Source organism: Flavobacteriales bacterium (assembly GCA_013214975.1).
In the GTDB taxonomy this organism is placed as follows: Bacteria; Bacteroidota; Bacteroidia; order DT-38; family DT-38; genus DT-38.
This window is the reverse complement of the sequence record JABSPR010000403.1, coordinates 1-9,717: the sequence shown is the minus strand read 5'-3', so window position 1 is coordinate 9,717 and position 9,717 is coordinate 1. Positions and strand designations below refer to the sequence as shown.

Annotated in this window: 13 protein-coding genes; all 13 read left to right on the top strand. The window is 36.2% G+C overall.

Annotated features, from left to right (window positions below):
* Positions 1-18: 18 nt before the first annotated feature.
* Positions 19-1,698: a molybdopterin-dependent oxidoreductase gene (locus HRT72_12665; protein NQY68558.1), complete on the top strand. Its 1,680-nt coding sequence runs from the start codon at positions 19-21 to the stop codon at positions 1,696-1,698.
* 22 nt (positions 1,699-1,720) lie between these two features.
* Positions 1,721-2,296: an SCO family protein gene (locus HRT72_12660; GenBank protein ID NQY68557.1), complete on the top strand. Its 576-nt coding sequence runs from the start codon at positions 1,721-1,723 to the stop codon at positions 2,294-2,296.
* 17 nt (positions 2,297-2,313) lie between these two features.
* Positions 2,314-2,691: a bacillithiol system redox-active protein YtxJ gene (gene ytxJ / locus HRT72_12655; GenBank protein NQY68556.1), complete on the top strand. Its 378-nt coding sequence runs from the start codon at positions 2,314-2,316 to the stop codon at positions 2,689-2,691.
* Positions 2,692-2,695: 4 nt separating this feature from the next.
* Complete coding sequence (locus tag HRT72_12650) at positions 2,696-3,616, top strand: hypothetical protein (GenBank protein NQY68555.1); 921 nt, start codon at positions 2,696-2,698, stop codon at positions 3,614-3,616.
* Between the two features lie 44 nt (positions 3,617-3,660).
* The gene (locus HRT72_12645; GenBank protein ID NQY68554.1) at positions 3,661-4,032 is read left to right on the top strand and encodes a hypothetical protein; all 372 of its coding nucleotides are present in this window, start codon (positions 3,661-3,663) and stop codon (positions 4,030-4,032) included.
* Between the two features lie 45 nt (positions 4,033-4,077).
* A complete protein-coding gene (locus HRT72_12640) occupies positions 4,078-5,037 on the top strand; it encodes a hypothetical protein (protein NQY68553.1) in 960 nt (319 codons plus the stop codon).
* Positions 5,038-5,054: 17 nt separating this feature from the next.
* Positions 5,055-5,450, top strand: coding sequence for a DUF4625 domain-containing protein (locus HRT72_12635; protein ID NQY68552.1), 396 nt, complete (start codon positions 5,055-5,057; stop codon positions 5,448-5,450).
* A gap of 72 nt (positions 5,451-5,522) precedes the next feature.
* Positions 5,523-5,939, top strand: a complete 417-nt coding sequence (locus tag HRT72_12630; protein NQY68551.1) for a DUF4625 domain-containing protein — start codon at positions 5,523-5,525, stop codon at positions 5,937-5,939.
* On the top strand, positions 5,940-7,115 hold the full coding sequence (locus tag HRT72_12625; GenBank protein ID NQY68550.1) for a cytochrome-c peroxidase: 1,176 nt from the start codon (positions 5,940-5,942) through the stop codon (positions 7,113-7,115).
* A gap of 81 nt (positions 7,116-7,196) precedes the next feature.
* Positions 7,197-7,952, top strand: a complete 756-nt coding sequence (locus HRT72_12620) for a DUF547 domain-containing protein (protein NQY68549.1) — start codon at positions 7,197-7,199, stop codon at positions 7,950-7,952.
* A complete protein-coding gene (gene arsS / locus HRT72_12615) occupies positions 7,939-8,988 on the top strand; it encodes an arsenosugar biosynthesis radical SAM protein ArsS (GenBank protein NQY68548.1) in 1,050 nt (349 codons plus the stop codon). Before HRT72_12620 ends, arsS begins: the two co-directional genes overlap by 14 nt.
* A gap of 2 nt (positions 8,989-8,990) precedes the next feature.
* Positions 8,991-9,605 (top strand): glycosyltransferase, encoded by a 615-nt coding sequence (locus tag HRT72_12610; GenBank protein NQY68547.1) that lies wholly within the window; start codon positions 8,991-8,993, stop codon positions 9,603-9,605.
* Between the two features lie 8 nt (positions 9,606-9,613).
* Positions 9,614-9,717: purine-nucleoside phosphorylase (locus tag HRT72_12605; GenBank protein NQY68546.1), on the top strand; the 104-nt coding region annotated here is incomplete at its 3' end.

Here is a 9,717-nt window from a genome sequence, read left to right as displayed (position 1 = left end):
GCTATACCTGATCATAGAATGTACAAGAACTGGGACGAGATTAAAGCTGCGGGTGTTGAATTTCTAAGTATTGATCCTCAAATAACCCAATCTGCTGAAAGGTATGGGGCAGAAACGGTTCAAATTATTCCTAATACAGATATTGCCTTATTTTTAGCAATGTCTAATCATGTTGTAGTAAATAACCTTCACGATCCAGCTTACTTAAAGAAGTATACTGTTGGTTCAAAAAAGTTTATTAAATACTTATTAGGAGAGGATGGTGGAGAACCAACTACGCCAGAATGGGCTTCAAAGATTACGGGCTTATCTGCAGAAAAGATTATAGAGCTAGCTGAACTCATGGTTTCTAAGAGAACACAAATTGCTGGATCTTGGTCATTACAAAGAGCTAGTCATGGAGAACTGGTTCATTGGGCGATGGTGAATTTTGCTTGTTTGATAGGTAAGTTTGGTAAACCTGGAGAAGGAGTTGGTTTCAGCTGGCATTATAGTGGAGCAGGTATGGCATTTGCCTGGAAGGATATGCCAGGTGGAATGCCTTGGGCTGAGAATCCCATTGAGTCTTTTATTCCTGCTTCTAGAATTTCAGAAATGTTAAATAATCCCGGTAAGGAGTTCTTCTATGATGGAGATTGGTATGAATATCCAGAGATAAATTTGATGTACTCAACGAGTAGTAATTTAATGTCGCATCACCAAGATTTTAATGAATTGGTTAAGGCTTTAGAAAAAGTGGAAACGGTTATCGTTCAAGATCCTTTTTACACAATAACGGCACAACAGGCTGATATTATTTTACCCACAACTACTACTGTAGAAAGAGATGATATTCATTATGGAAGTAAGTATTCTAGAGATAGGATCTATGCACAACGTAAACTGATAGAACCGGTTGAAGAAAGCCTAGATGATTATGAGATTTTCAGAAGGCTTTCGGCATTGTTTGGTGTGGAGGATAAATTCTCAGAAGGTAAAACTCAAATGGACTGGGTTAAAGAAGCATATGCTGTGAGCGACGGGCCAGGAAAAATGACTTTCGAAGAATTTTGGGATGAAGGTGTGGTAACTTTTGAAACACCAGAAGGAGCGAAAGGGAAAGTTCTTCATGGTGATTTTTATGATGATCCAAAGAATAATCCGTTAGAGACGGAATCAGGAAAAGTTGAAATGTATTGCAAATATATCGCTGGATATGAACTGGATGATTGTCCGCCAATACCAAAATATTTTGAGCCGCAGGAGTTTTTAGGGAATGCTAAGGAAGGGCAGGTACAAGTGGTGAGTCCACACCCTTGGAATAGATTACATAGTCAACTTGGAAACTGCGAAGGTTTACATAGTACATATGCCGTAGCTGGTAGAGAACCTGTAATGGTAAACCCAATTGATGCAAAAAAATATGGAATTGTAGATGGAGATGTAGTTGAATTGTATAACGATCGTGGTGCCGTATTATGCGGAGCCGTTGTTTCGGATAAAATTAGAGAAGGTGTAGTGAGTCTCCAAAGCGGCAGTTGGTCGCAACGAGATAGTAAAGGAAGATGCAACAGTGGTCAGATAAATTTTATTACCTCAAGTAGAGCGACTACAACTCTTACCCAGGCTTGCACGGCGAACACATGTGTTTCTTATATTCGCAAATGTGAAGATGTAGAAGGTCCGAACCTAATGTTCGAAGGACCTGAAATTGTATAAGCAATCCTCGATTTATCCCCTCATGAAATTATTTAGTCCCCTAGCTGCCCTCATTTTCACTATCGTGTTGTTTGGATGTAATTCCGAGGATAAGAATAAAGGTGGGCTATTGGATAATACTTCAGTCTACGATTCAACAAGTATTTGGCAGAATCAATCAGGAAAAGAAGTAAGGTTAAACCAATTTGAAGGAAAGGTACAAGTAGTCGCTATGGTATTTACAAAGTGTCCAATGGTCTGTCCACGGCTTGTAGCAGACATGGTAATATTAGACGATAGCGTTAAGAATAAGTCTGGCGTTAATTACATTTTACTGTCCATGGATGATGAACTAGATACTCCGGAAGTATTAAATGACTTTGCTCAATTACATGAATTGGACTTATCTAGGTGGACATTATTGCATGGAGAAAGTTCTAACATTAGAACCATGGCAAATCGGTTAGGAGTGGAGTACACGAAATATAAGGCAGGTAGCTTCTCTCATTCAAACCTGATAACAATACTAGATAAGAGCGGTAAAGTTGTTAGTCAGATCGAAGGATTGGAATCTGACCAAACAGAAGCTTTAACCGTGTTAAATGATTTATTGAATTAATAAACCTAATTCTATTTATGGCTTTATTTGGAAACAGCAACAGTGGGGTAGATAAAAGATGGACTATCTTGGATAGTGATGATGTATTGACGCAAATATTGGAAGATATATCTGGTAAGGCGGTTGTTCTTTTTAAGCACAGTACTACATGTGGAATTAGTGGATCAGTGAAAAGGTTTTTAGAAAATGAATGGGAGTATAATAATGGAGAATTCGAATTCTATTATTTAGATCTCCTGATGGATAGGCCTATTTCAAATCGTATTATGACAGAGCTACAAGTCGTGCATGAATCCCCGCAAATAATTGTAGTTAGAAATGGGAAAGTACTCTACCATGCTTCTCATGGAAATATTACCATGGGTAAAATTGTGGAGGCTTTAACAAGTAACTAGCTTGATGCGCTTATCTGTTTTGTCAAGCATTCTTTTCTTTGTAATAATCTTTAACAGATCGGCTTTTGGCCAAGGATGTGGCGATGCAGGCCTTTGTTCTGTAGGCGCTATACAAACAGGGTTTAGTGACGACGATATTTCATCTACGTTTCGAGCTAGTCAGTTGATTGGTATCGGCGAGCAAAATGTATTTATTTCTACTACCCAAATAGAGGGGTATATTCCTACTAATCAAAAAGGGGTATTGTATATCCGATTTCCTTTTAAGTATATAAATGGAAATCTGGGTTCCAATGCTGGGTTTGGTGATTTTACCTTTAGTTATAGTTTGAAACATGAGGTTGGTGAGAATACCAACTTGTATTATATCATAGGTGCAAAATATTTCCAGAATGATGCGAATGTCGTGACAAAGAAAGGATTGCCGCTACCTATGGTTTATCAAACTTCTCTTGGTACAAATGATTTACTATTTGGGGTGAAGGTTGTTATTAATAAGTGGAAGCTTTCGGTGGGTTATCAAAAAGTATTTGGAACGAACAAGAATGGATTTACACATGATGCGTGGAGTAATAGTGAAAATGCATTGGCATATTTGGAATCAAGGAAGTTATCGCGAGGAGATGATATTCTTCTTCGCATTGAACGCGCATTTATTGGAGAGAAGTTAGAAGGGCAAGTAGGGCTGTTGCCAATTATTAGATTACAAAAGGATGAGATAGTGATAGATAGTAGCCGTGTAGTAGTGAATGGCTCGAATGGGCTGACATTAAACTTGACTGCCGGTGTGAATACTCCATTAAGTGAAAAGACAAATTTGAAATTAAATATGGGTTTCCCGATCGTTAGTAGAAAGAATAGAGTAGATGGGTTAACTAGGTCTTTTGTATTCTCTTCTATTTTGAGTTTCGCTATCAATAAGTAGCTATTCGATTATGGTCTTATATTTAGTTGACTTAATTTTACGACATGGGTAGGTTCTTAGCCTTTTCGTTTTTATTTGTTTATGCCATTGCAATGGTAAAACCTGCAGCACCATTTATTGATTATGTATTGCGGTATGATCATATTTCGAAGGTTCTATGTATTAATAAAGATATTCCAGAATCAACGTGTAATGGTAAATGTTTTCTTTCTCAGCAAATAAAAAAGGCAGCCGAAGCTGAAAAGAATAGGCCTTTTACTCCACCCAAAATAGAGTTGGAGGAATACACGATTTCAGAAAACGAATTATTCAATGTGGGGATTAGTGAAGTAACTTCACCAGATCATTCCGCATTGTACATAAATCATTACGAATATTACAAGTCTAACGAGGTGTTTCGTCCTCCGGTAAGCTGATTAACGACACGTTAATATCCCAGTTTAATAGTAAATAAAAATCAATTGAAAATAGCTAGCAAATGCGCTAGTTCGTTGCTTTTATTGCTGCTGATAGCGATGAACTCTATTGCAGATCACTCTGTTGGAGGTGCCGTATCGATAGCATTGAATTCTTCGGGTAGTACGCTTATTTTAGAAAAAAGGCAATGGCTTGTTGAGTTGTCAACAGAGTTCCGGACTTATTCCCAATTCTCACAATCTGAGTTATTAGGGATTAATGCTGGCGGCTATGTGATTCCAGAGAAAAGGAGTGCACTGTTCGGTTCAATACATGTGGGTTTTGGATTGCACGAAAAGCTAACATTTTCAATTCGTCAGACTTATTTTGGGTCTGAATTTAACTTGGTCGGCGATTCTATTTCAGAATCTAATGTAAATGGAGAAACTCGTTTAGGTGACCCAACTATTATGGGAAACTACCTTTTGTTTCTAAATAAGAAAACAGGTATTGGTCTTTCTATTAATGGGGGAGTTGAATTACCAGTTTCAAAGCAAGTTGTTAATAATTCAAATCTAATTATCACTAGTAGTTCATCTATTGATCCAATATTAGGATTTGCTTGGAGAAGTACATTTGATAATTCAAGAATTGATTTAGTTACTACGCATAAGTTCACTAGAGCTGGATTGGATAATCGGGATTTTGGTGATTTTACTAATTTAACTATAAGATGGACTAAAGAATTATCTTACAAGGCGGATAGTTTGAAATCAAACAAAAACCTCAAATTAACTTTATTAACGGCGATTAGAAATGAGGTACTTCAGCCTCAAAAACAAAATGGAGAGATAGTTTTGCATACCGGGTTTCAACGAACAATTCTTGAAGTTGGCTTGCAAATGAATTTTAGAAATAAATTATTTATTCCGGTATCTATCGGGGTTCCTATTTACAGGAATGTAAATGGATATCAAAACAAAATGGAGATGGGTATAGATCTGTCTGTTTCTATATTATTTTAACTATAAATTATCAAACAATGAATATTAAAAAAATAAATATCGTAGCAATAATATTAGTCACGTTTTCAATTATAGGATGTAATAAGGATAAAGAAAGTCCGGTTATTTCAGTTAGCTCACCAGCTATGCACGATGAATATAATTATGGAGATATGATTCATGTAGAAGCAACTTTTACAGACGATGTTGACTTGGCTAGTTACTCGGTTAGCATTGGTGATGAGTCTGGTGGGGATATTATGGGATTCGAAAGCCTTGATGAAGATGACATCACGGGGGTGTCTCATGACTATATGGGTATGATTACCGTTCCGGATACGCTTATGATGTCTATGTTTTATTTACACATTGAGTTAACCGATTTATCCGGTAAAACATCTTCAGAAAAGATAATGCTACACACAACAATGTGATCTAAGTATTTGCATAACAAGGTGATGGGAAGTTATCTTGTGCTGTAGGATTCAAGAATATTTTAAGTATATATGAGATTAAGAAAAATAGGTACGGCTTGTATTCTGGTGTTTGTAATTGCTTTTACAGGATGTATTAAAGATGAAGAAAATCCAGTAATTTACGTTAGTGATCCAATCATGCATGCTGAATACAATTATGGAGATATGATACAAGTTGAGGCGACTTTTACGGATGATGTAGACCTTGCAAAGTATTTCGTTGAAATTGGTGATGAAAATGGAGAGCATTTATCTGATTTTCATAATGACGATTCTGGTGATATATCAGGAGTAGTACATAGATATTCAGCTATGATTACAATACCCGATAGTCTAATGATGGATATGTTTTACTTGCATTTTACGGTTTCAGATATGTCAGGTAAATCCTCTACAGAAAAGGTAATGCTCCATATTAATGAAGATGTGCATAATCATACTCATTAAATGAGGGAATTAAGATTTTTTCTTTTTTCAATAATATTGGTTACAGGTACATTTGGATGTAGAAAAGATTCAAATGTACCCCTGCCATTAGATGAGCAGATATCATTACTGGGTATTGAATTTCAAACTCTGCCTTCGGTTCAATACCCTTCCAATAACGAAAGCACTATAGAAAAAGAGTTTTTAGGAAAACTGTTGTTTTGGGATCCTGTGTTATCAGGTGAGAAGGATGTTTCATGTGCTACATGTCATCATCCAGATTTTGGTTACTCAGATGGGTTGGATCTATCTATTGGGGTGGGAGGAATTGGCTTAGGCTCTTCTCGACGTGAAGAAGAAGGACAACGAATTCCTCGAATAGGAAGAAGTTCGCCAACAATTATTAATTCGGCATTTATTGGAATGAAAGACGCCAGTGCAAGCTATGACCCTTCTGGTGCTCCAATGTTTTGGGATTCAAGAATGCGTAGTTTAGAAAGTCAATGTTTAGGACCTATTACATCATTTAATGAAATGGTAGGTGATGCTTATGCGGACAACATAGCATTGGATTCAGTAATAAATAGACTCCAAAATATTCCAGAATATGTGTCTCTTTTTGAAGATGCTTTTCCTGAAGATGTTTCACCCGTTACTGCAGAGAATCTTGCAAAGGCGGTTGCTTCCTTTGAAAGAACAATTGTTAGTTCAAACAGTAAGTATGATCAATATGTAAATGGAGATTTAGAGATCTTGACAGAGGATGAAAAAGAAGGTTTAGTGTTGTTTTTTGGAAAGGCAAATTGCACCCTTTGTCATAAAGGGCCAATGTTTGCAGATTACAAATTGACCGTACATGGAGTTAAGGACAATCCCGAAGGTAACGATGATGATCTAGGTGCGGGTGATTTTAAGTTCAAAACACCAACGTTAAGAAATATAGAATTAACCGCGCCATACACCCACGGAGGAATGTATGCTACATTAGAAGAAGCTCTCGACTTTTACAACTCAGGAGTATCAGATAATATTAATGTCTTGGATAATGATCTAGATGCTCATGTTGAGCCGTTAGAACTTTCTGATGGAGAGTTAGAAGATTTGTTACGTTTTTTAAAAACGCTTACAGATGAGTCTTATGATAAGCAAGTTCCTGTTTCTGTTCCGAGTGGTTTAAATCCTGGAGGGAATTTGTAATTGTATACAAGTTAGAGAATGCTTTAATCCCTTGATATCGCTATGAAAACGTATATTTACGCGCTATTATATTAGAGAGAAATGAAGTTTAACTGTGTACTAATAATAATAACTCTGCTTTTTGCAAGTAGTTGGAATATAGAAGCAGGGAACTTAAAGTTCCAAAAATCTCAAGAGGAAGTTAATTGGGAAATTGTTTACGGCAACATTCTTAATATGTATGTTACCGAAACAGGTTTGGTGAATTACAAGGGCCTCGTTTCTAAAAAGAGTCAAATAGAATCGTTCTTGGAATACATGAGAAGGTCTGCTCCATATTATTCTTCTGCAAGCGACGAGAGCCTTGCCTATTGGATAAATCTATACAATGCGGCAACTCTTAATCTAATCTTAAATAACTACCCTGTAAGTTCTATAATGGATATTAATGGCGGTAAAGCATGGGATTTGAAAATTGTGAAAGTAGGGGATGATGTATTGTCGTTGAACCAAATTGAACATGAACGTATTCGGCCAATATTTAACGAACCACGCATTCATTTTGCGGTTAACTGTGCAGCGAAATCGTGCCCTAAACTTTTAAACGAAATTTATAGCTCGGAGAAATTAGAAGCTCAGCTCGAAAGACAAACGAAGTATTTTATTAACCAATCAGGAAAGAATACTATCCAAGCAAACTCACTTTCTCTCTCTGAAATATTCGAATGGTATAAAGACGACTTTACGAAAGAGACTTCTTTTGAAGAATTTATTAAGAAGTACACGGCAACAAACTTTGATTCTGACCCGACAATAACATACAATGAATATATCTGGAAACTGAATGAAGGCAACTAGTTCGCTTCTGAAAGCAAATAACCCACTATCAGATACGGTGAAGCAAAAAGCCGTTCTGGATTCTAGAGAAGAAAATGTTCTTTCTTTCGATGAGAAAATAAAGACGTTCGGTTTTAGTCCTTTAAGAACTTCTAAAACTGAAATACTTCAGATTAATCTTGGTAAAATGTGCAACCAAGTTTGCGATCATTGTCATGTGGATGCCGGTCCCGACCGAAAGGAAATAATGACCAAAGAGACCATGTTGGATTGTCTTCGTGTTCTTAAAGATTCTGAAATAAAAACGGTCGATTTAACGGGGGGAGCACCAGAAATGAATCCTGAATTTACATGGTTCGTTCAAGAAATTCATAAACTGAAAAAGGAAATTATAGTTAGAAGTAACCTTACCTACATAACATCCAATAAGAAAAATAATTCCTTGCCGTCTTTCTTTAAAGAGAATAGTGTTACTGTTATTTCATCTTTGCCATGCTATACTGCGAGTAATACGGATAAGCAAAGAGGCGAAGGTGTTTTTAGTAAATCTATTGAAGCGTTAAAACTTCTCAATGAAGTTGGTTATGGAAAAGAGGGTAGTGGTTTGAATCTTCATTTGGTTTATAATCCAGGTGGTGCATTTTTACCACCATCCCAAGAAAAATTAAAGGCAGATTACCAGAGAGAACTAAATGATGGTTTCGATGTTGTCTTTAATGATTTGTACACCATTACTAATATGCCTATTAGTAGATATTTAGATTATCTCTTGGCTATTGGAAAGTTGGAAGAATACATGGATAAATTAATATCCTCTTTCAACCCCTCAACAGTAAATACCTTGATGTGTTTAAATACATTATCTGTTGGTTGGGATGGGAAATTATTCGATTGTGACTTTAATCAGATGTTGGAGATGCCTCTATCCTCTGGGGTTTCACAATACATTAAAGAATATAATGTAGCTTTATTGGAAGATAGGAGGATTTGTACTGGTCAGCATTGTTTTGGATGCACAGCTGGCGCAGGTTCGAGTTGCCAAGGAAGTATTGTTTGAATATGAGTAAAAATCATTTGATAATTATTATGCGAAATCCTGTTTTAGGCAGGGTTAAAACTCGCTTGGCTGCCACTATTGGCGATAAAATAGCGCTGCAAATTTATCAGTCTCTTTTACTTAGTACACGACAATTGACAGCAGGACTTAAAGGTATTTCCAGAATTCTTTTTTATAGTGATTTTATTAATAACGATGACGAATGGAATAATTCAACTTATCAAAAGAAAATTCAGGTTGGAGAAGGATTAGGCGAGATTCTAAAGGAGGCTTTCAATCAATCGTTTAGAGAAGGAGCGGAAAAGGTTGTTATTATTGGAACAGACTGTTTTGAGTTGACTGAAAATGATATCAATCAGGCATTTTATGCATTGAATCAAAAGGATGCCGTAATTGGACCTACGGTTGATGGAGGTTATTATTTGCTTGGCTTGACGAAAATGGAAAATTCACTTTTTGAAAATATTTATTGGGGAACGAACGATGTTTTTATTTCGACCTTTAAAAAAATGAATGCAAAAGGAATTAGTTTCCATTTGTTACCAATCTTGCACGATGTAGATAAAGAAGCAGATATTCCTGAGACACTGCAATACCACGTATTGGATAAAGATTAAAAGATTTTATGAATCAGATTTTAATAATTGAAGAGACATGTTCTTTTTTAAAAAAGAAAGGAATGGATGTTCCTGAAATAGGAATTGTTTTAGGAACTGGTTTAGGAGGCTT

Coding starts and splice junctions, on each gene's coding strand:
- HRT72_12625 (NQY68550.1), top strand. CDS start 5,940: ATGAGGGAATTAAGATTTTTTCTTTTTTCAATAATATTGGTTACAGGT.
- HRT72_12635 (NQY68552.1), top strand. CDS start 5,055: ATGAATATTAAAAAAATAAATATCGTAGCAATAATATTAGTCACGTTT.
- HRT72_12630 (NQY68551.1), top strand. CDS start 5,523: ATGAGATTAAGAAAAATAGGTACGGCTTGTATTCTGGTGTTTGTAATT.
- HRT72_12645 (NQY68554.1), top strand. CDS start 3,661: ATGGGTAGGTTCTTAGCCTTTTCGTTTTTATTTGTTTATGCCATTGCA.
- HRT72_12650 (NQY68555.1), top strand. CDS start 2,696: ATGCGCTTATCTGTTTTGTCAAGCATTCTTTTCTTTGTAATAATCTTT.
- HRT72_12660 (NQY68557.1), top strand. CDS start 1,721: ATGAAATTATTTAGTCCCCTAGCTGCCCTCATTTTCACTATCGTGTTG.
- HRT72_12620 (NQY68549.1), top strand. CDS start 7,197: ATGAAGTTTAACTGTGTACTAATAATAATAACTCTGCTTTTTGCAAGT.
- ytxJ (NQY68556.1), top strand. CDS start 2,314: ATGGCTTTATTTGGAAACAGCAACAGTGGGGTAGATAAAAGATGGACT.
- HRT72_12610 (NQY68547.1), top strand. CDS start 8,991: ATGAGTAAAAATCATTTGATAATTATTATGCGAAATCCTGTTTTAGGC.
- arsS (NQY68548.1), top strand. CDS start 7,939: ATGAAGGCAACTAGTTCGCTTCTGAAAGCAAATAACCCACTATCAGAT.
- HRT72_12665 (NQY68558.1), top strand. CDS start 19: ATGTACAAGAACTGGGACGAGATTAAAGCTGCGGGTGTTGAATTTCTA.